Origin of the sequence: Nocardiopsis exhalans (genome assembly GCF_024134545.1) — a bacterium.
Taxonomy (GTDB): domain Bacteria; phylum Actinomycetota; class Actinomycetes; order Streptosporangiales; family Streptosporangiaceae; genus Nocardiopsis; species Nocardiopsis exhalans.
Map to the genome: position 1 here is coordinate 5,936,464 of NZ_CP099837.1, position 20,971 is coordinate 5,957,434.

Annotated in this window: 15 protein-coding genes; 11 read left to right on the forward strand and 4 right to left on the reverse strand. The window is 66.0% G+C overall.

Annotated elements, in window-relative coordinates; translation table 11 throughout:
* Positions 1–116 precede the first annotated feature (116 nt).
* The 8 genes from NE857_RS26260 to NE857_RS26295 all read left to right on the forward strand — a co-directional run bounded on the left by NE857_RS26260 (position 117) and on the right by NE857_RS26295 (position 8,551).
* Positions 117–311, forward strand: a complete 195-nt coding sequence (locus NE857_RS26260) for a hypothetical protein (RefSeq protein ID WP_254418082.1) — start codon at positions 117–119, stop codon at positions 309–311.
* Positions 295–831, forward strand: coding sequence for a DUF6879 family protein (locus NE857_RS26265; protein WP_254418083.1), 537 nt, complete (start codon positions 295–297; stop codon positions 829–831). Before NE857_RS26260 ends, NE857_RS26265 begins: the two co-directional genes overlap by 17 nt.
* On the forward strand, positions 821–1,693 hold the full coding sequence (locus NE857_RS26270; RefSeq protein ID WP_254418084.1) for a helix-turn-helix domain-containing protein: 873 nt from the start codon (positions 821–823) through the stop codon (positions 1,691–1,693). The genes NE857_RS26265 and NE857_RS26270 overlap by 11 nt, the downstream gene beginning before the upstream one ends.
* 94 nt (positions 1,694–1,787) lie before the next feature.
* On the forward strand, positions 1,788–1,949 hold the full coding sequence (locus NE857_RS26275) for an FxLD family lanthipeptide (RefSeq protein ID WP_184365798.1): 162 nt from the start codon (positions 1,788–1,790) through the stop codon (positions 1,947–1,949).
* Positions 1,950–2,015: 66 nt separating this feature from the next.
* Positions 2,016–4,187 (forward strand): lantibiotic dehydratase family protein, encoded by a 2,172-nt coding sequence (locus NE857_RS26280; protein WP_254418085.1) that lies wholly within the window; start codon positions 2,016–2,018, stop codon positions 4,185–4,187.
* Complete coding sequence (locus NE857_RS26285; RefSeq protein ID WP_184365800.1) at positions 4,184–5,437, forward strand: lanthionine synthetase C family protein; 1,254 nt, start codon at positions 4,184–4,186, stop codon at positions 5,435–5,437. The genes NE857_RS26280 and NE857_RS26285 overlap by 4 nt, the downstream gene beginning before the upstream one ends.
* Entirely contained in the window at positions 5,430–7,448 is a 2,019-nt protein-coding gene (gene fxlM, locus NE857_RS26290; RefSeq protein WP_184365801.1) for a methyltransferase, FxLD system, read from the forward strand. Before NE857_RS26285 ends, fxlM begins: the two co-directional genes overlap by 8 nt.
* A complete protein-coding gene (locus tag NE857_RS26295; protein ID WP_184365802.1) occupies positions 7,445–8,551 on the forward strand; it encodes a hypothetical protein in 1,107 nt (368 codons plus the stop codon). Before fxlM ends, NE857_RS26295 begins: the two co-directional genes overlap by 4 nt.
* Before the next feature lie 134 nt (positions 8,552–8,685).
* On the opposite strand, the gene NE857_RS26300 is transcribed toward NE857_RS26295, so the two are convergent.
* Both NE857_RS26300 and NE857_RS26305 read right to left on the reverse strand, forming a co-directional pair.
* Positions 8,686–12,069: a helicase-related protein gene (locus tag NE857_RS26300; protein WP_221318848.1), complete on the reverse strand. Its 3,384-nt coding sequence runs from the start codon at positions 12,067–12,069 to the stop codon at positions 8,686–8,688.
* Positions 12,066–16,016 carry an Eco57I restriction-modification methylase domain-containing protein gene (locus NE857_RS26305; protein WP_221318849.1) on the reverse strand — a complete coding sequence of 1,317 codons (3,951 nt, stop codon included), beginning with the start codon at positions 16,014–16,016 and terminating at the stop codon, positions 12,066–12,068. The genes NE857_RS26300 and NE857_RS26305 overlap by 4 nt, the downstream gene beginning before the upstream one ends.
* Positions 16,017–16,459: 443 nt before the next feature.
* Between NE857_RS26305 and NE857_RS26310 the strand changes: the two genes are divergently transcribed.
* Positions 16,460–17,077, forward strand: a complete 618-nt coding sequence (locus tag NE857_RS26310) for a hypothetical protein (protein WP_184365804.1) — start codon at positions 16,460–16,462, stop codon at positions 17,075–17,077.
* Between the two features lie 54 nt (positions 17,078–17,131).
* The gene (locus NE857_RS26315; protein WP_184365805.1) at positions 17,132–18,478 is read left to right on the forward strand and encodes a hypothetical protein; all 1,347 of its coding nucleotides are present in this window, start codon (positions 17,132–17,134) and stop codon (positions 18,476–18,478) included.
* A gap of 106 nt (positions 18,479–18,584) precedes the next feature.
* Here NE857_RS26315 and NE857_RS26320 read toward each other — a convergent pair whose 3' ends face one another.
* Both NE857_RS26320 and NE857_RS26325 read right to left on the reverse strand, forming a co-directional pair.
* Positions 18,585–19,892 carry a nucleotide-binding domain-containing protein gene (locus tag NE857_RS26320; protein ID WP_184365806.1) on the reverse strand — a complete coding sequence of 436 codons (1,308 nt, stop codon included), beginning with the start codon at positions 19,890–19,892 and terminating at the stop codon, positions 18,585–18,587.
* On the reverse strand, positions 19,889–20,521 hold the full coding sequence (locus NE857_RS26325; protein ID WP_254418086.1) for an SLATT domain-containing protein: 633 nt from the start codon (positions 20,519–20,521) through the stop codon (positions 19,889–19,891). The genes NE857_RS26320 and NE857_RS26325 overlap by 4 nt, the downstream gene beginning before the upstream one ends.
* Before the next feature lie 90 nt (positions 20,522–20,611).
* Here NE857_RS26325 and NE857_RS26330 point away from each other — a divergent pair, with 90 nt between their 5' ends.
* Complete coding sequence (locus tag NE857_RS26330) at positions 20,612–20,905, forward strand: hypothetical protein (RefSeq protein WP_254418087.1); 294 nt, start codon at positions 20,612–20,614, stop codon at positions 20,903–20,905.
* The last annotated feature ends 66 nt before the right edge of the window (positions 20,906–20,971 follow it).

Consider the following 20,971-nt stretch of genomic DNA (forward strand, 5'->3'; position numbering starts at 1 on the left):
AACCCCAGCAAGACCGGGCTTTTATTCTCGGGCGTGAATATCTTCAGCAATCTTGACCCTCACCCGATGCATCTCTAACGTGAATTCCTAATTGTGCTGAACGGAAAGGCTATTTCGTGGCACTTCAGAAGCTTTCTGGCGACTGCAACCGCAACGACTGCCCCGGGGTCTACACGAGCGGCGACGGATCCGTCATCGTTCAGGGCCCGCTACTGACCGCCACCGAAGGACTGACCTTCTCCGAGGGAGAGGTGGCCGTGCGCATCCCCGCCCACCTGATCGAGGAGGCCGCCCGTGCGCTTGGAAGGTGAGGCCTGGCAGGAGTTCTTCCACTCCTTCCAACGGGAGGCGTTCCGACTCGAAACCCTGCCCGGCTACACCGTGCCCGAGGAAGAGGACGAACTCCGCCAGTTCCTGGCCGGGGTGACCCGCCCGCCCCAGGAGCTGCACACCGACACCTACCTGATCAAGGTCCGCGAACACGTCGCGGCCGGCCGCAGGATGCGCCGGGTGCACACCCTCACCAGTCCGCTCAACGACCACCTGAGGTTCCAGTTCGAGTGGGGCTATGCCTTTAGTACCGCGGCGGGCGAGGAGGTTCACATCCTCGACTTCGCGACCACCCCTGACCCCGGGCTGCCCCAGCAGGATTTCTGGCTCTTCGACGACGAGCACGTGGTGCTGATGCACTACGCTGCCGACGGCACCCAGACCGGCCGGGAACTCCTGGAGGACGCAGACCCCGCCCCCTACGTCCGGTACAAGGACCTGGCGCTGGAACACGCCGTCCCCTTCCCCGAGTACTACAAGGCCGCACCGCTTGACCCTTGAGCCCGAACACGCTGACCGGCAGCGCGGCGAGTTGGCCGACGCACTGCGTCGCCTGCGCCGCGCTGCCGGTCTGACCGGTGCCAGCCTTGCTACCCGTACCGGGATGAGCCAGGCCAAGGTCAGCAAGATCGAGAACAACCGCATCCGCCCCTCGGTGGTGGATGTCGAACGCATTCTCACCGCACTCGAGGTCTCCACCACCGGCGAGGACGGTGCCCGGCTACTCGAGTTGGCTAGGGTCGCCAACTCCGACTACCAAGGGTTCCGCACGGCCCTGCAGCGAGGTTTGGGCGAGCTCCAGCGGGACCTGTCCGCGATCGAGAGCGCCGCCTCCACGGTGCGTTTCTTCCTGCCGTGCATGATCACCGGGCTGCTCCAGACCCCCGAGTACGCGCGCCAGACTCTGACGCACCCGCTGGTGAACCGCGGCGCGGAGTGGCAGTCAGCCCTGGCACGGCGTCTGGAACGCCAGCAGATCCTCTACCGCCCCGGAAAACAGTTCGTGTTCGTGCTGACCGAGGCCGCGTTGCGCTGGCCGCTGTGTCCGCCCGCGGTCATGGCCCTGCAGATGGACCGGATCGCCTCCCTCAGCGAACTCGCGGGGGTCGATATCCGCATCGTTCCGGCCCACCCTGCGGTGCCCAGCGGCCCGCTCAACGGCTTCACACTCTACGACGACCGTCTGGTCACCGTGGAGGTGTTCACCGGGGAACTCGCCCTGCGCGATCCCAAGGACATCTCCTACAGCCGTGAGATCTTCGACTTCTTCCACGAGCACGCCCTTTCAGGCGAAAAGTGCCGCTCTTTCCTCGGTGAACTCGCCCGAGAGTTCCGTTCCAGAGCACAAGCGGACATTCCGTAGGGCGAATTTATTCGCACCCGAGAAAGCCCTTCAGCTGGCCCACCAGGGTCCCTAGTGTTTCCCGTGCACCCACCCCCTTATGGCAAAGGAGCCCATGTTGCAGGCTGCACCGGAAACCCGGCAGGAGACCTCCTCCCCCTTCACCCTGGACATCCGCCTGATCGAGAACAGCGACACCACACCGCTGATCAACCTCACCGACGACGGGTGCGGATCCAGCTGCCCCAGCGCCTGCACCACCAGCACGGCGGACTGACCGGACTCTGTTGTTGGCGGGCGGGCCTGGTCACGGCCTGCCCGCCATCGGAGGAAAGCGGAAATCATGACTGCGATGACACCGGGCTGGCAGGTGATCGGCCAACCTCACGTGCGCACGTGCGCTCTCCGCCTCGCCACCCCCGGCGCCCCGGACCTGACAGGCACGGATACCGCCACCTGGAGGCATTGGGCTCGCCAGGTGTGGGCCGAGCCCGCGGTGGCCGAAGCGATCACGCACGCCTCCCCCGCCCTGGCTGCAGGCGTCGCATCGCTGTGCTCCCAAGAACCAGCAGACGTGTCGGTCAAGCGCGCCCGCAAGACCACGGCGGCCCTGCTGCGGTACCTCCTGCGTATCCGCCACCGGGCCACACCCTTCGGACTCTTCGCCGGGGTAGCGCCGACCAAGTTCACCGAGTCGGCCTCCGCCGAGTTCGGAACCAATCATCAGCGCCTCGCCCGCGTCAACGGAGCCTGGATGGCCCAGGTCCTTGGGGAGCTGGTATCGCTGCCCCAGGTGCGCGAACGCCTCCATCTGGCAGCGAACAACACCGTCACCGAGCAGGACGGTGCGTTCACCGTGGCACAGTTCGCCCGTTCGGGACCCGACACCGACCCGGGAGAGGTACGGATCGGCGCGACCCCTCCAGTCCGGCTCGTCCTGGACAAAGCCCGTACTCCGACCAGCTGGAATGCCCTGGTCCAAGCGCTCATCAGCAACCACCCCGGCGGATCACCCGACCAAGCCGAAGACATGCTCGCCCGTCTGCTGAGCCTGCGGGCCCTGCACCCCCACGTGTGCGCTCCCCTGACAGCCCAAGACCCGCTCCAACACCTGTTGAGTGCCCTCACCCGGCTGGGCGGCCACACCCTGCCCCAGGCCCGCCCCTGGGTCTCTCGACTCGAGCAGGTGCACTCCTTGATCCGCTCCCACAACCGAGGCGGAGCCGATCCGAACCTGCTGCGCAAAGCACAACAGGCCGTTGACGAGTTCTCACCGGGCCCTCCCTTGGGAGTGGACGTGCGCGTGGACGCCAGCATCACGCTCCCCTGCTCGGTGGCGCGCTCGGCCGAACAGGCCGCGCACCTACTCGGTGTGCTCTCACCCCACCCGGAAGGCCTTCCCGCCTGGCAGGGTTACCGGGAACGCTTCACCGGCCGCTACGGGGACCGGCTCGTGCCCCTGGCCGAAATCCTCGACCCCCAAGGGCTGGGGCTGCCTCCCGCTCACAGCGCCCCCGTTCAGGCTGCGGGCGGGGAGCGGGTGGGGCTGCGCGAGCGGTGGTTGCTCAAACGAGCCCAGGCGGCGGCGTTGGAGGGTGAGCGAGAGGTCCTCGTGGACGAGCTCGTACGCGAGTTGGCCGCCTCCCGCGCGGTGCGCCCACCGGAGCACACCGAGCTGAACCTGCGTATCGAATCACCCTCGATCACAGCGTTGGAGAGCGGCCGCTTCCGTCTGGCGGTTCTGGGCGCCTCGCGTGCCATGGCCACCATGGTCGGGCGTTTCACCGCCCTGACCAGCACCACCTCCGGCTGGGCGAGCCTGCTCTCGCACAGCATGGGCGCTGTGCCGGTGCAGCTGTCCTTTCCGCCGGTACGAGCGGCGAGCGCCCATGTCGCCCACGCCCCGCAACTGGCAGAACACCTCCTGCACATCGGCGAATACCCGGGGAGCAGCAACGGCTCCTTGGCGGTGGAGGACCTTGCGGTCGGCGACGACGGCCGCGAACTGTTCCTGTGGTCCCACACCCTGGACGCCCGTGTCGAGCCGTTCGTGCCCCATGCGCTGAACCTGCGCTACGCCCCGCCCCTGGCCCGGTTCCTGGCCGAGCTTCCCCGGGCCAACAGGACCGTGCTCACCGGTTTCGACTGGGGCACCGCCTCCGTGCTGCCGTTCCTGCCCCGCCTGCGCTGGGGCAACCTCGTCCTCGCCGACGCCCGCTGGCGCATCACCGCCACCGAACTCCCCCCTCCCAGCGCGGCTTGGCCGCACTGGCACCAGGCCTGGAGCTCCTGGGCGCGGCAGCGTCGCCTTCCCGAGGCGGTTGAGCTGGGTGCGGGTGACCAAAGGCTCCGCCTGGACTTGTCCGAGCCCGGGTGCCTGTTCCTGTTGCGCACCCACCTGAACAAGGAAGACAGCGCCGTGCTCACCCAAGCCCCCTCCCCCACCACCTCGGGGTGGTGCCGCGGCCGGCCGGTCGAAGTGGTCCTGCAACTGCGCCGAGAAACGTCAGCATGAAAGCGGCGTGCACCACCAGCAGGGCGAGCGTGGTGGCCGCCCGGGTCGCCGACCTGCTCGCCACCCCCGAGCAGGCACGCGCCTGGGCCGGAGAGCGTTGGTGGCCCCAGTCCCTGGCCCAAGGCGCGGCCGGGGTCGCGCTGTTGCACATCGAACGCACCCGCACCGAAGATGGCCCGTGGTCAAGGGCTCAGGCGTGGTTGGAGTGCGCCGTGGCCCAAGGGGTGGACGCCTCCCCCGCGGCGCACCTGTTCTACGGGGCGCCCGCGCTCGCCTACGTCCTGCACCGGGCACAGAGTGTTCGCCCGGAGTTCGGGCCCCAGCTCGCCCGGCTCGACGTTGCCGTGGACCGGATCATCACCGCCCGCCTGGAGCACGCACAGGAACGCCTAGCGGCCGGGGTGCGTCCGGTGTTGGCGGAGTTCGACACCATCCGAGGCCTGACCGGGCTCGGCGCCCTGCTCCTGGCCCGCGACGAACACCACCCGCACCTGCCCGAGGTGGTCTCCTACCTGGCGGCCCTGACCGAACCCCTCACAGTGGATAGCGAGGAGGCACCAGGTTGGTGGGCCCGCGTTGGCCCCGGTGGAAAAGAGGATCCGCGCTTCCCGGCGGGGCACGCCAACACCGGCATGGCGCACGGCATCTGCGGACCGCTCGCGCTCCTCGCCCTGGCGCTGCAACGCGGTATCGCGGCCCAGGAGTGCGCCGAGGCGATGGGCCGCATTCTGGACTGGCTCGACACCTGGCAGCAGGGCGACGCAGACCAGGTCTGGTGGCCTTACTGGATCACCCGCGCCCAGCGCTCCGGGGCGGAGAAAGTGGTGGGCCCTCAGCGGCCGTCCTGGTGCTACGGAGCAGGCGGGGTCGCCCACGCCCAGCTACTCGCTGCCAGGGCATTGGGGGACGCGGCCAGGGCAGAGCGGTGCCGGGCTGTGCTCCACCGGGTGTTCACCACCGCTGCGGTCTCGCCGGTGGTCAACGATGCCTCGCTGTGCCATGGATATGCGGGCTTGGCACTGCTGGCTCACACCACCGGCACAGGACGCCCGGAAGACCTGCTGGCCCCGGCAGTGGGCGGCGGCGACGCGCACACGCTCGCGACCGAGCTGATCTCCACCGGCGGCATCGGCCTCTTGGAAGGCGCGGCCGGAACCGCACTGGCCCTGCACACCCTGACCGGCCCTGCCCCTGAGGCCGGGTGGGCGGGGTTCTTGCTGTGCGCCCCCACAGGAGGCACTCGTGGTTGAACAGCAGGCGCAGGTCTTGATCACCTGGTCGGACTGGGAGAGCGCCGAAGAGGCAGCGGTGCGCCTGTACCGGGCGTTGGAGGGCTCTGCGGCGCTGGGCCCGTGGTGGTTTATCCGCAAGCGCCCGCACTGGCGGCTGCGCTATAGCGCGGGGCCCGGGGCCGTCGCTCTTCTCGATACCGAGCTCGCAAGGCTCCGCTCTGGCGGTGCCGTATCCGAGTGGGTGTACTCCGTCTACGAACCGGAGGTTCACGCCTTCGGAGGCCGGGCGAGCATGGATCTGGCCCACCACCTGTTCCAGGCCGACAGCCGCCACACCCTGGCCTACCTGGACCGCCTCCACACGACCCCTGATCGGGAGTTGGGGCGGCGCGAACTCTCCCTGCTGCTGGGGTCCGCTCTGCTGCGCGGGGCGGGCCTGGACTGGTTCGAACAGGGGGACGTGTGGGCACGTGTGGCCGAGCTGCGCCCCTCCACCTCACTCTTCACCTCCGACGACCGGCTCCGCACCCAGGTGCACACCCTCATGCGCGCCGTCCCCGAGGGTTTGGGCACGACAGAACCACTGGGAGTGCTCGCCCCGTGGGCAGAAGCCTTCACCACGACTGGCCGAGCACTGGCGGACCTGTCCAACCGAGGGCTCCTGGCCCGAGGGCTCAGAGCCGTGCTCGCCCACCACCTGATCTTCGCCTTCAACCGGTGGGGCCTGCCCTACCGCGACCAGCACATCCTGACCACAACCGCGAAAGAAGTCGTCATGACCGACACCACCCACACCACCACGTCTGCGGCCGACGCCGACCGGCTCCGAGAAGAACTCGTCGAACAACTGCGCCAGAGCGGCCAGATCCGAACCGAGGCGGTAGCCGACGCGTTCGGATCGGTCCCCCGGCACGCCTTCGTCCCCAACGCCAGCTTGGAAGAGGCCTACGCCAACGCCCCCGTGCACATCAAGCACGACGAGAACGGCGCCTCGATCAGCTGCGGCTCCCAGCCCGGTGTGGTGGCGATGATGCTCGAACAGGCCGCCCTGGAACCCGGCATGCGCGTGCTCGAACTCGGCGCCGGCACCGGGTTCAACGCCGCACTCCTGGGACACCTGGTCGGACCGGCCGGATCGGTGACCACCATCGACGTCGACACCGACCTGGTCGAGGGAGCCCGGGCCCGGTTGAAGGAGAACGACAGCACCAACGTGCAGGTCCTCCGGGGAGACGGAGCACTCGGCCACCCCGAGGGCGGGCCCTTCGACCGGATCATCGCCACGGTCGGCTCACACGACGTCCCCCGCGCCTGGGTGGACCAGCTCGCCCCGGGCGGGAGGCTCATCGCACCGGTGCGCATCGCCGGGGACGTCTCCCGCTCCATCGTCTTCGAAGCCGACGGCGACCACTGGTCGAGCACCGACAGCCAGCTGTGCACGTTCATGCCGCTGCGCGGAGGTGGGATCGGCGACGACCCCCGCACCGTCCTGGCCCTGGACACCGACGCCACCGTGCTGCTCCAGACCAACCAGGACCAGGCCATCGAAGGCGCCCAGGTCCACGAGGTACTGGCCGAGCCTTCCCGCACCGTGTGGTCGGGGGTGACGTTCAGCAAGGGACAGCCGCTGGACCCGATGTGGCTGTGGCTGGCCACCCACCTGCCCAACCGCCTCTCGCGCATGCCCGTCACCCGGCCTGCTGTGGACAGCGGCCTGGTCTCCCCCGGTCTGCCCTGGGGCGACATGGTCGGGGTGCCCGTGGTCGAGCGCGGCCTGGCCTACCTCACCCTGCGCGCCGTGGAGAACCAGCCGGGCCGTCACGAGCTCGGCGTCATCGGACACGCCAAAGCCGGATACGTGCTCGCGGAGCAGATGGCCGAACAGATCACCGCGTGGGAACCGCACCGCGACGAGCCGCTGCACTTCACACTGCACTACAGCTCGGTGGCTGCTGGAGAGACTGAGACGCGGCGCATCATGGCACGGGACCGCTCTTCCCTGGTGGTCGCCTGGGGCGATTCCGCGTGAACCTCGAGCGGTGGTTCCCTCTCGTGCCGCGGCCACGTCCACCCGGCCACCGGCTCACCGACCGGGTCGACACGATCGCCCAGGACGCTGCTCTGGCCCGTGAGGGGACCGGGCAAGAGGCGCTGGACGCAGCATCGCGTGTCTACAACGGGGCCGCTCTGATCGCCTCCGACACCGGACAACAGGAGCTGGCCCGCACCTGGTGCTGGAAGCACGCCGAGCACTACCTCGCCCACCTTCCGTTAAGCGGCACGATGGCCCAACGTGCCTTGGAACCCGTGGTGAACCTGGCCCGGCTGCGGATCCGCGCAGGCGATGGTGGACAAGCCTTCGCAATGCTCGCTGCTCTTCACGAAGGAGTGCGTACAGGGCAGGCGATCGTGCTCGACGGTCGAACGCTGCCCTTGGACCGCATCACCGCGACCAAGTCTGATCACGATGAACTGCACCAGTGGGTGTGGACGATCCTACTCGGTGACGGGCTCCGCGCCCTGACCTCAGCAGGCCGGTGGGACGAAGCCGCAGAGCAGGCTCAACGGCACGGCGGAGTCGGGGATCGGCTCTTCGACGGGCGCCAGACCGTAGTCATCGCCCACCTGCTGTCGGGCCGCGCTGAGCATGCGTTGGCGCTCATCGAGCGCTCGACCGTACAAGAGCCGTGGGAACAGGCGCTCCGAGCGGTCCTGAACCTGTGGTGTCGAACGGAACTCTCGGATCAGACCTCGCTCGAAGTTGACGATCTTCGCGGGAGCGTCAGCAAGGCATTCGATGTGAGCCGACCTCTGTTCTCCGCAAGGCTCGGGCTGGCAGCGCTACACCTGCTTCACCGTGTGGGAGCAGAAACAGCAGATCTCACCAGCTCAGTGGCCGAGGTCGTTCTACGTACCGAGGACGGCTACGCCGCCCGAGACCTGCTCAACTCATGGGAGACCACAGACACTCAGAAGCAAGACCTGTCAAGGGTGCTTCGCGCGTCCGGCCTCGCCGAGCCCGAGCTGCTCGGATGCCTTCACCAACGACTGACGAAAGCGGTCACGACGGCCAGCGGCAGACTCGACTCGGCCTTCCCTGCAACAACCACCACAGCCCATCGATCCGAGTAGTACAGAACTTTCGTCATCAGGTCGGCCTCCACATCCGTTATCGGTTATGGAGGCCGACTATAAGAAGGCCGCGATACGCCGCGGCAGAGACTGGAACCCGGCTTGCGCGGAAGCTGCCAGTTCCTGCTGCTGGTCTACCCCGCGGGGGTGATGGCGATCCAGCAAATGAGGTGGATGTCTTCTTTATCAGCCGGTGGCAGTGGCTGCACCCTCGGCGGGGGCGTCAGGCCGTTGGACTCGGCGAACGTGTACAGGGCCCGCACCTTCTCCTTATCAGTCGTGTGCTGGTCGACCAGGATCCACCGGACTTCTCGCTGGATGCGAGGCGCATAGGGAGCGTTGAGGCGCCGGTCCAGTTCTTCCTGCTTCTCCAGGAAGGATCCGTGGGCCCTGACGAGTGCTGATGCGTCGCGCATTGCCTTGGGCACCTGCGGGGACAGGTTCAGCGGGTCGGTCTGCCTCTTCCACTGGGTGAGGATGTCCTCCTGTGCCGCTTCCCATGCGTCGAAGGCCGCTTGATACGTCTGCTCGTCCAGAGCCGGTTCAGTGGTCGCACTCGGCGGTGTGGCCTGGGCCAGGCAGGACAGGACGTCGTTGACGACTGTGGCCCCTTCCACACCGGGATTCACCTGGACGGTGAGGTCATTGTTCATCGGCACGTAGCGCAGCCACGGCTTGGGGTGGTCGCCGATGCGGGCGCAGAAGACGAACCCCGGATCCGCGCCTGGGCGCTGGAACCCCGAACCCGACCCCCAGGGCAGGCTCAGAACTGTGTCCTTGACCTGGGAGTTCTGGAACTCGTTGGCGAGTTGGCGCCGGTACTCCTCACCCGACAGGGAGGAGTTGCCCTCATCGGAAAACAGGATCGATTCTTCTCGGCGCAGGCGATCGATCTGTTCCCGGGTATCGGTGATGACGCGTTCCACTGCTGCCACGTCGGGCAGAACCGTGTCTTGCCCGATAGACGCGGCAGCCTGCTTGAGCTTGCGCTGGAGACGCTCCTCCAGGCGCAGGACCGCGTCCAGGCCCTGATCGGGGAAGAAGCACCGCATGAACACCTCGGTATGGGGCGATCCGATGCGGTCGATACGGCCGTGGCGTTGGACCAAGCGCATGGGGTTCCACGGCAGGTCGTAGTTGATGATGTGGCGCGCCTGCTGGAGGTTGACACCTTCGGCGAGGGTGTCGGTCGCCACGATGATGTCGTAACGGTTCTCCTCGGTTCCGGTACCCGCGGTCATGGGGGCGAACCCGGCGATGGCGTCACCTCGGTTGGCCTTGTCACTGCCCTTCACCAGGACGACCCGATCGCTGTAGGCGGCCAAGCGCTGGTCGAGGGTGATCGCATGTCGAACAGCCCGGTCGAGGTAGTCGGCGGTGTCGGAGAAGTAGGTGAAGATGAGAACCTTGCGCTTATCGCGGATGTCGTCCTCACCGATGCCCTCCTCTGCAGCCTCCCGGGCGATGGCCGCGAGCTGGTCGATGAGTTCGGCGACCTTGGGATCGTTGTGGAAGTCGACTGTCTGGACCTTCGTGCGGAACTCCTGCAAGAGCGCCAGGTCGGCTTCGACAGCTTCCTTCAGCCGATCGACGTCGTAGCCAGCGGAGCTGGAGACATTTTCCCGGGAGTCGACCGCGTCCAGGAACTCCTCGATGTCCTCTCCAGAGAAGTCATCCCACTCGTTGAGGGCCTTACCGGTCAGCACCATCCCTGACTCCAGCGCTTCCAGGAACAGCACATGGGAGTCGACCATCTTGCCCACGGTCTTCTCGAAAGCCTGTGCAGAGGACTCGAAGCGCTTGAGGAGGTTGGACCTCAGCAATCCGGCGTTCTGAGCTTCGTACTGCTCCGCCGCCCCCGTCTTCTTAAACCGCGAGGGGACGTAGCGGGCCATGGTGAGCACCGCCCCCAGACGCTCGAGGATGACCCCGGTGAGTGTGCCGTCGACGGTGTCAGTGTCCTGGTGGGTATCGGCACCCAGTGCCGTAGCCAGTTCCTCGAAGATGCCCGGGAGCAGCGAGTCCAGGTTGTAGTCGATGCGCTGCACACGGCACGTGGGAAAGCTGATTTCCCGCTTCCTACCGTTGATGACCACCTCGTCGCCCACGTAGTGGTTCTTGACGAAGCGCCGGGTACGGCGGACGGCTACCTCATCCAAAACGTCGAAGAGGTGCTCGGGGGACAGATCGTCGGGATGTAGCGCCGAGGCCCGGTTGAAGTAGGCGCGCAGGCTGGGAATACCCACGTCCGCGAACTCGGCATCGTTGGTGGCGAAGTAGCTGATGAGGTTGTGGAGGTCGTCCAGGCTGTTGTTGACCGGGGTAGCCGTCAACTCCACCAGGTCCTTAGCCACCGACCCCGCCAGCAGTCTCCGCACGGCTGCTGCTCGCTTGGTGCTGTCGTTGCGCAAGGCGTGCGCTTCGTCGACCACGACCATTGCGTACTGGTCGGGGTCCTGGAGCGCGGAGTTGTGGGAACCGGCGTCCTCAATGTGGGCAACGAGTTCTTCGAAGGACACGCACTCGACCGCAGCGAGGTTGTGTTCGCGCAGGAACGGTCGCCAGGTCGCGTCCCGCAGAGTGGCCGGCGCGATGATCAATACCTTCTGGCGGCGTTCGAAGACCGCCTCGTGGATCAGTTCCCCGGCCAGGAAGGTCTTGCCCAGACCGACCTCGTCGGCGATCAGGACACCGCGGCGCCTTTGCAGGATCCTTTTGGCCCGCCACACGCCATCGGCCTGAAAACGTGTCAGGCCCAGACGCGAGTCGCCGTGGGTGTCCTCCTCCAGGTCGGCTCCGTAGAGTTCGTGCAGCATGCGCAGGAACACGTGCCAGGGCTGGTGCGGCTGCCACCGCGCCTCGTACAGGGCCGCAAGGTCGTAGGGGGCGGCGGCTTCCCACTGCTGATCAAACCAGTCCAGGACCTGTCCGACCACGTGTGGCTGGTAGTGGCCCAGGTTCAGCTCGTTGTTGCGGGCCAGACCGGCGTAGGTGAAGTTGCTGGACCCGGCGATCACGCCGGTCGTGTCGGTCTCCACGAGGAACGCTTTACCGTGTAGGAATCCCTGCTCGTAGCGCCGCACCTGCACATTGGGGTGTTCGCGCAGCCAGGCGACCAGGCGCCGCTCCCGGGCGTCGGTCTCGCGGGTGAAACCCATCAGATCCCGGTCCTGGTGCAGGGAGCGTTGGTGGCCTTCCAGTGCCCGGCGCACTTCGGGGGCAGGTGCGGAACTGCGGCCTCGGCGCTTCTTCGGGCCGCGGTTGAGCGGCCGTACCTGGGGCTGTTCCTGGGCGGGTTCAGCGCCTAGGAGCAGGCGCACCTGGCCGACCTGCTCCAGCTCCTGGGCGAGGAGGGCGAACCCGCCCGGGTTGAAGTAGGCCGTGGCGATGGCCAGGTCCGGCGGTTGCACCAGCCGGGTGCGTAGCCCTCCCAGGAGGGTGTTGATCGCGCTGGCGACCGTCTCCCCCTCCTGCGGGGTGTTGGTGGCGAATTCGGGCCTGTAGGTGTGGGGGGTCACTGCGGGGTTCCCTTGCCGAGGTTCAAGGCGGTGCGAAGTTCGGGCGAGAGCCCGGTGGTGCTGAAGTCCTGCGCGATGACCTCCAGGTCGTGTTGCTGGAGGCCGAAGCCGCGCAGGGTGAGGCGTTCGAGCTCGGCCAGGAGTTCCACGCTGTCGGTGCCCTGGTGCCGGTCGGTGACGTCGATGCCTCCGGCCAGGCGGGTGCTGCCTCCGCGGCTGAGAAGGGAACCGGTGATCGCGGCGGCGGTGGCGATGCTGTCGCTGTCCCATGCGGGGAGCCGGAGCTGGTTGATGATGGGCGAGGTGACGTGCCGGTCCACGAAGCGCCGCGCCCACCAGTCCATCGTCAGCGTGTTCACCAGGCCCACCAACGCGAGCCGGGAGGTGGGGGACGAGGTGATGTCGTGCATGATGGCGTGCACGGAACCCTTGTTGTGCAGGTATCCCGTTTCGGGCAGTGCGGTGGCGATGAGGGTGCGGCTGTCGTCACTGCGGCTGGGGTGACGGAAGATCAACAACGGGTGCCCCGCCCCCAGAGTGAAAGCGCCCTCGGTCAGGGCCACACCGCGTTTGAGTTCGGAGAGCGGGCGTAGGTCGGTGACGAACTGTTTGTGCGGTTCATCGTCGAAGGTGAACGCGTCCACGTGCCGGGTCATCAGCACCTTCCAAGCACCTGAGGCGTCTTGGGGCGTGACGAGCCGTTTGTCGGGGCCACTTCCGCGGAAGTCCCAGCGTGCGTCGTGCGAGGCGCGGATCCACCCCTGCCCGGAGGAGATCCGGGGTAGGACCCGCATGATGTCGAAGACCCTGCGGTCCTCTGGCTCGTTGAACCAGGGGACGACGTTTGCGTCCGACAGGGTTCCCAACTCGTCGGTAGTAAAAGAGATGCTGCGGCCTGCGGCGACGGCGGCGACTTCCTCAGGGCTACGGGCGACACCGACTTCGATGGTGCGGTTCCTACGCGGACCGACCGAGAGCAGAATCACCGCGTAGGAGGCATGGACCTCCTCGAAGATCCACTCTCCGTGGTTGCGCCCCTGGATGATGCGCAGGTCGTGGGAGCCCACCAGGTGGCCGCGTAGCTTCTTCCAACCCGCCAGCACCATGCTCTGGCGCGGCAGTACCAACCCCAGATGCCCCGTGCGGGACAGCGACCGCAGGGCCCGTTCCAGCATGAGCTGTGCCAGCTCCAGATGGGTGCCGCCGCGCAGTGTGTACGCCTTCTTGAACAGGTCTTGGAGGGTCTCCCGCTCCCCCCGTTCCTGTTCTTCCCGCTCTGCCTCCATGGGGCGCTCAGCCCGTAGTTCCTCGATCTTCTTCTCACGCGCTTTGTCGGTCAGCGCCATCAAACCCGGAGAGACGCCCACCCAGTACGGGGCCGCCTCCCACCGGACCTTCTCCCATGGCGGGTTGCCCAGGACGACATCGAAGCCCCCCTCAGGGCGGAGGAAGACCTCGGGGAACTGGTACAGCAGATGCGTGGCGCGAACTGCGGCAACAGCCTCGCGCGTCTCCTCGCTTCTACCCCTGGCTATGGCCTGTTCCGGGTCCATGGGCAGTGGGACTGCCCCCATCTGTACCGCCACGGCTGCATCGAGCAGTGCCTTGGCGTCCTCGGCTTCCTCTAGGGCCTGGGCGTGAGCCTCGCGGGCCGCGTGCACCTCTTGCTTGGTCGCCTCAGCCGTCCTGCCAACACGTAGCAGTCGGGCCCGCGCTTTTTCCAGGGTGGTCTCGATCTGTTCAGCGAAGAAGCTGACTTGGCCCGGGGATCTGTTCGCGTCCAGCACGTCCAGGACCTGTTCGATGGTGGCCATCCCGGTGAGGCTGTTCCCGGCAACGAGGCCGTGGTCCAGTGCCGACATGGGCAGACCGGGCACGAAGGTGTGGATCCAGATACCCAGGCGGGCCAGCTCCACCGCCATCGTGTTCAGGTCCAGCCCGTAGATGCAGCGCCGGGCGATCTGCCTGCGCAGCAGCATGGACGTCTCGATCTCCACCTGGTCAGCCTGGTCCCCCAGGGCCTCGCGGGCGACCTGGGCGAGCCGCTCCAGTTCCTCCGTCACTGCGGGCAGCCGGTGCTCGGTGAGGAAGGCTGCCAACCGGCGCTCGATCCGGTCGATGGCCGCGACGAGGAAGTGGCCCGAGCCCATCGCGAGGTCCGCGACCCGGAAGTCGAAGAACGCCTCGGCGGCTTTGGCCTCTTCGCCCTGGTCGATCAGCGCGTGAAGCCGGTCCAGGTGCTGGGTGAGCGCCGGTTCCAGGGACGTGTCCAGTAGGTGCTCGACAGCGAAGGACTTGGTGAAGTAGGAACCGGTTGCTTTGCGCTTGCCGGAGGCGTTGTGGAAGTAGACGCGACCGGCTGGGACCTCGATCTTTTGGCCGGCCTTGGCCGGGACGAAGGACTTGTCCTTGGACAGGGTCAGGTCGGTGGGGGCGATGCTCAGCGAGGACTCCAGCAGGCCCTCGTAGATCGTGCCGAACTCCCGCACTGACAGGCTACGGAAATCAACCGGTCCGAATACCCCGTCGTCGGAGGTGTCCACCAGGAGCGCTCGCAGTGCCGGGCCGATCTCGGCGTTGGTGAGCTGCATCTGACTAATCTCGCGACCGGAAGGATGATGCTCGTCATCGGCGAACAGGCCGCCGTTGTAGGCGGGCACGTCCCACTCGTCGTTGCCGTCGTTGATGGCGCGCCAAACCGCCAACAGGTCGTTCCACAGGTCCGTCGCGTGAGCGTCGAACTCCTCACCTGGGGAATCGACGAACTCCCGCGCCAGGGTCTTCAATGCCTTGCGCGTGTAGCGGGGATTGCCCGGGTAGGGCAGGAGACCACGGTCCTCCGCGTAGGCCACGAAAAGGAGCCTGAACAGGATGATCAGGGTTCTGTGGTAGGCCTCCCCGAGTTCATTCTCGCTTTCGGCGCCCATGTGGGAGGCAACAGCGACGGCCAGTGCGGGCACGGCTTCGGTGTAGATGCGCTCGCGCAGCCGCGCTCCCAGAGCGGCCACATGGTTGGCGGAGGCCTGCAGGATGTCATCGACGCTGCCCGAGGGTGACAGGGCGTCGGCGTGAAAGAGGAGGGGGAGGTAGGTGGCGGATTCCTCGTCCAGTAGGGCGAGGTCAAGTTCGACGTAGGTCTCGGTCTGGCCTTTGCGTCCCACCCCTACCTGGGGTTTGGCCGAGTACAACCGCAGCTGGGTTCCACGCAGAAGCAACAGCCATGGAAGTTCCTGCTGCTGGGCCATGCTCAGCCCGTGGAGCACCGGGGATTCGGCATTCAGGCGTGACGAGGGCCGGTCGAAGTGCTCGCTGTCCTCGACCAAGACGGCGACCGCACGGCGCGGCCCGTCCTTGGCGCTGAGAAGGTAACCCGTGGATCGGTAAGGGGAAGCCTCGTAGCCGAGGGCGTCGAGCAACCCCGTCCCACGGTGCGCCACCAAGGACTGGGCCAGGGTCTTCTGCTCCTGCCAGTCGGGGCGCTGAGGTACCCCTGTGCGTAGCTCGTGAGAGGCGAACAGGCCCGTGTTCGTGAGCCCGGGGATCTGATTCTCTACTGGGTCCGAGAGCAGCTTCTGGAAGAAGCGCTCGCCCTCGGGGACGGTGGGTGAGTCGAAGGCGGCGATGCCCACCCGTTCTACCTGCCCGATATCGAAGTCGAATACGACGTCGGCGTCCTCGCGTAGACCGCAGACCGCGGCCCGGTTGCCGTGGGCGGATTCGTACTGAACTACCAGGGCCACGGGGGCTGCACGCATGGCCCAGCGGGCTTTCCACAGTCGCCGTATGTCTTCGGCCTTGGGCTTGGCCTGGGCGTGGGCGAGGACGACCTCGAGCGCGTCAGGCTGGTCTCCGACCAGCACGGTGTCGACGTGCAGAGTTTTCGGGGCATCCGAGGGTGCTTCCCAGTGGATGTCCATCGCGTTCGCGTTGTCCAGCAAGTCATCCACAGAAGCACCTCTAGCTCTCGTCCCGTTCGCCAGCTCAATCTTGCCGTATAAGGGCGCTTTCACGCAGGGCGCAGGGTTTACGGCGACTCTGATATTGGTGCAGCGCGTGTGGGCCTTCGCCTCGGCTGAGGGGAAGCCGACTGCTAGCCACCACAGTGTGAGAGCATCCGGGCGAGGTGAGGTGCCACTCGATCCCTCCAGGTCCGCAGCCACGGGATCACCAACTCCGCGCTGGTTCCTATCCTTGAGTTTCTCAGTTTCCTGGACCGTCCTGAACGGGGCAGGCGAACTCTCGGAAGGACAGGTGGGGCATGACCTCGACTCCTGCAGGACACCGGCCAGGACTGCACCCTGCCCTCTCCAGACGCCAGGGGTTCGCCCTGATTGAGGAGTCATCCTCCGTATGCAACTTGATGCGCAACTCAATTCAGGCGATCCAGGACATGCGCAACGTGGACCTCGATGGAGATGCAGTCTTCACACTCGGCAGCATCGGCGTTGAGAAGGCGATGAAGGTCATGCTCGGGTGCGCGGAAGTGGAGAATACAGGCGCTTGGCCCACAAGGAAGGTTCTCAAGAATTGGGGCCATGACATTGAGGAGCTGAACTCTCGCGTCCTGACGGCGATCGACGAGGGTGTGGAGGACACGGCTGCCCCCGGGTACTCGGCTCGCCTCGCAGGACATGTCAAGGAGAGCACGCTCCTCCCCCTCGTCTTCGCTGCCTTCGCCCGGTACGGGAAGTCAGGGCGTTTCCACCACTTGGACATCCTCGCGACCGACAAGCCCGGCGAACACGATAAGCCCTCCGAGTACTGGGATCGAGTAGAAATGCACGTCCGGGAGTCTCAACCCGAGTTCCGCGAGGTCCCGTACAGTGACAACGCCGCGTTCGAGGCCTATGTAAAGAGGCTCCGCGACTCCATCGCGGGTGAGCTGGACGCATGGTGGTTCTGCCTCCACAGGCTCGGAGTCCAAGGATGCTTCGGCGAGCTCGGGAAGAAGGTCGGTTGGCAGATCTGGGAGTTCGGCCGGCCAACACCGACCTTGGTCAGGGTCTAGGTATTCGGCTCGGATTCTCGCTCTGGCAAGTGGCGACAACTGGGAGAATCATTCATGCCTGATGATCAAGCAAGATCGCTCGGCCAAGCGCTGGACACCGACGTCGTCCCTCTCGGTGAGCGGGCCCTGCGGAGCATCCTTGACCACGTGATCGCCGTCGGGGACGAAGCCGAGACGACCTACCTCGAGGTCAAGAGCACGCTCGACATGAACAACAAGGCCTCCGTGGCCAAAATCGCGAAGTTCCTCCTCGGCTCGGCCAACCGGCGTCCAAGCGAAGCAACCCAACACTTCCACGGCTACGCGGTGCTGGTGATCGGCGCGCAGAAGAACGGCGCTGTGGGCGTGCCACGCGGGACTGAGGCCCATGAGCTCGAGGACCGCCTCCGTCCCTACCTCGGGCCTCAGTTCCCGGCCTTCGAGTTCGGCCGACTCGGCGTCGACTCCGCGCACGAGGTCTTGTTCGTCATCGCGCAGCCACCGAAAGACGGCCAGTCAATCTTCCCCTGCCACAAGAGCTTCCAGGGTGATGACCGACGCGACAACCTCGAGGACGGCGCGATCTATGTGCGAGGGACCAGCAACACGCGGCCCGCCCGCTCCGGAGAGGTACTCGCCCTCGTCGAACGCGCCCGCAGTCTTGGGAAGCCGCCGATCAAGCTCGAAGTGGAGATACTCGGCCCGATCTGCAGGGTCGACCAGGTGGAAGAGCTCTTGGAGAGGCTGCTTGACTACCAGGAGGAGCAGTTCAGCAAGCAGTCACAGCCAACGAAGGACCGCATCAGCTCAATCTCGTTCTGGCCAGCGTCGAGCGTCTTCGCCAGCTCAGGTCCGCTGTCGGCCCAGGAACGGGAGAAAGCCCTGGTTGCTTGGCGAAGCAGGAAGGCGGAGCACATCGTGAAGGGTCGCGAGCACTTCCTGGGCGTCGGGCTGCCGGGCGCGGGCATCCGTGTGGTCAGCCACGGCCGGTTCGTCGCAAAGCCACAGATGGTCTTGACTTTCCACGGCTGTGAGTTGCTCGATTACCTAGACCCGGACGATGCCGACTTTAAGGAGGCCGTCGAACCCGTGTTGCGAACGCAGGATCCTTTCCAGCCCAATGTCAACTACTCCGTGCTCCGGCCCGCCTCGCGCGGCTACCCCGTGGCCTGGAGCAATCGCGGCGAGAACGCCGAAGTCGTCCTCACGCCGGAGTCGTTCCGCCCGAACGTGCCGTGGACGAGCGACCAGGACGACTACGTGATCCTCTCGAGGGATCCTCACGCCAGTTCGGTAGAGGTCTCCTGGGCCCTCACCGAGGACGACAACGACGCCGTGACCTGTGGCGAACTCCGAGTGCCTACCAGGGAAATCGGCGACGCTGCCGACCTGTTCAAGTCAGTGTTCCTGAGCAAGGGTTGAGGACACTTCGCGGAGTCGCTTGCGATTCCGCCTGCCAAAAACCGTGTTCTGAGAACGAGGCCTCCGCAGGGTCGCGAAGGCCTCGTCGGGCACCAGGATTGGGCACCTACGAAACATTCGTCGGCTTAACGCTGGTGTTACTAATCGGGACGTCGATGCGGTCGCGAGCGACGACGACACCATCCTTGACGACGTAGCACTCAACGACATGCTCACCCTTGAAGTCGGAGTGTTCGAGGCAAACGCCCGGCTTGCTCGACCCGACGATCTGACCACGGACCATGTTCCGACGCTCAGCCTCAGGCCCTCGATTGAGCACCTTCCACTTCAGCTCGTACGGCTGCGCGATGGTGCAACTGGTGACCGAGAACTTCAGGCCCTTGTTGGCCTTGAGCAGCACTCCCGTGCGCAGCATCTCCCTCAGCTGAGTCGGTCGCCAGCCGTTCTGCGTGACATCGCAGTCGATCAGGACCGTCCCCGAGATGTCGATGGGGTACCAGTCCTCGATGAACTCCTCGGTGTCCCGGTACGACTTGGCTCCCTCGCTGACGGCCAGAAGCACGGACGTCCCGAAGATCTCGCGCCACTTCTTGTTCGCCGCCGCCTTCCCTTCGTTCTCGATCGCATCAAGGCAGCGGCCGTACGCCTTCTTGGCCTTCGGTTGGAACTTCGCTTTCACCTTCACCCACTGCCTGCTGCCCAACGCCAGGTAGCGGTCCTGCTCCGGCTCGTCCTTGAGGAACGCGAAGAAGTCGCGGACCATGAGGTCGAACGAGCCCGTCCCCGCCAAGTCGTAGTCATCGGTCTGCGCGAAGAAATTGTGCACCAGGGTGTCGATGAGCAGACCGCCCATGTTCACACCGTTCGCGTTCTTCCATGCCCGTGCCATCCGCGCCAAGTGACGCATGTTCGTCGACGTGCGATCGTTGCACTCCTTGGTCGTGGCAATCTCCTTGCGCGGCTTGGTGACCTTCCAGTCCTCGGCGACCGTGTCCGGATAGTCGAAGCTGCCATCCGAGTTCTTGAACGCTGGCTGAACCTCGAACTTGAAGGCGTTGCTCTTGAACTGCACCCGCACGACGCACTGATCGACGCGGATCTCGGTGTCCGTGTAGCGCGCTTTGAGGTCGTCCCGGACGCGCTCGAGTATCCGGCGTGGACCGGTGTCGCTGCTGTAGTTCGAGCGGACCCCTGGCGGGAGAATGAAGATCATGTCGAGGTCAGACACGCCCTTGATGGCCGTGTGCCGACCGAACGAGCCGACCATGAGCTTGTAGTCGGTGCAGCCTTCCTTGGAACGGAAGTCCTTGTTGAGCGCCTTGGTGATCTCATCCCGGCGGGATGCGATCACGGTCGCTGTCTCGCCCACTTTGAGGGCCTCGAGCAGGGCGTCGAAGATCTCGGACGTCTTCATGACCGGCCCTCACCCTCATCGAGTCGGAGCGTATCGGGAAGCAAGAGATCGATCTCGCGGGTCGTGAACGTCATCTCTTCGTTGTTTTTCAGTCCGTCCTGGGCGCGCGCGAAGGCCTTGGTACTGGTCCTGGGCGCGTTGGCGTACGCGTCGCGCGTGGCCTGCTGGAGTTCGTTACGGCGCTCCCTGGCCTCCGCGTCACAGACGGCATTGGACATCAGGTCAGCGATGAGCGAAATGTAGGACTCGCGGACGTCCCACAGCCGCGAGGCTATGTCGCGGTGGGCGTTAGACTCCTCTTCGAATTTGAAGGTCTTCGCGCCGAGGCTCATCCAGGTCACGAGCAACGCGATGGACGATGTCGCGAGAGTGGTCAGGACCGGGTTGCCCAACAGGCCGACGACGGCGGCCAGGAAGGTGCCGGAACTGATCGCCGTGAGGGCGATGAGCACGCCCTGCTGCCACCGGTGCTTGTTGAAGCAGATGTCCGCCTGCTTCTCATGGGTCTTGTGGCTATACACCACCCGCCCGAAGGACTCGCGCACCTGCGCCAGCAGGTACGCGTCTCGGTCGGGTACCGCTCTTCGCTCGTCAGCCAATCCGCTCCGATCCTCGTCGTCCAGGAGCACGCTTTCGCTTTGGAACCCCCGGTCTCCGCCTCCCGAAAGGGCAGCCACCGTTGATGATCGCCGCGCACCCTCCAAGTATGGGCGAGCCCAATGACAGACGAACGTTGCGGCAGGGTCGAACCGCCATGGTCCACCAAGCCCTCACGGTTCAGCTCACGAAGGATCCGGCGCTTGGAGGCCGAGAACGACAACGCGCGCAGCCTCGTCTGGGCCGCGGTGCCCAAGGCAATCGTGCTCCGGCCGCTCATCTCCTGTGCGGTCGGCAACGATGCACCACGCCGACTGGGCAACGGCTCCAACGGCATCCGGGTCTCGTGGGTGGCGGGAGGCAATCCCGGTACGTGCCGCAGTCTCCAACAACCCCAGTACAAGACACGAACCTAGGTGGGTCGGGCTGCCTATATCGTGAGCCCCGCAAAGCAGGTTGCATGCTCCTTCCAGCTTGATCTT

Bases quoted from the DNA above. Each gene is read 5' to 3' on its own strand.
- NE857_RS26275 (WP_184365798.1), top strand. From the start codon at position 1,788: ATGTTGCAGGCTGCACCGGAAACCCGGCAGGAGACCTCCTCCCCCTTC.
- NE857_RS26280 (WP_254418085.1), top strand. From the start codon at position 2,016: ATGACTGCGATGACACCGGGCTGGCAGGTGATCGGCCAACCTCACGTG.
- NE857_RS26285 (WP_184365800.1), top strand. From the start codon at position 4,184: ATGAAAGCGGCGTGCACCACCAGCAGGGCGAGCGTGGTGGCCGCCCGG.
- NE857_RS26310 (WP_184365804.1), top strand. From the start codon at position 16,460: ATGCGCAACGTGGACCTCGATGGAGATGCAGTCTTCACACTCGGCAGC.
- NE857_RS26315 (WP_184365805.1), top strand. From the start codon at position 17,132: ATGCCTGATGATCAAGCAAGATCGCTCGGCCAAGCGCTGGACACCGAC.
- NE857_RS26320 (WP_184365806.1), bottom strand. From the start codon at position 19,892: ATGAAGACGTCCGAGATCTTCGACGCCCTGCTCGAGGCCCTCAAAGTG.
- NE857_RS26330 (WP_254418087.1), top strand. From the start codon at position 20,612: ATGACAGACGAACGTTGCGGCAGGGTCGAACCGCCATGGTCCACCAAG.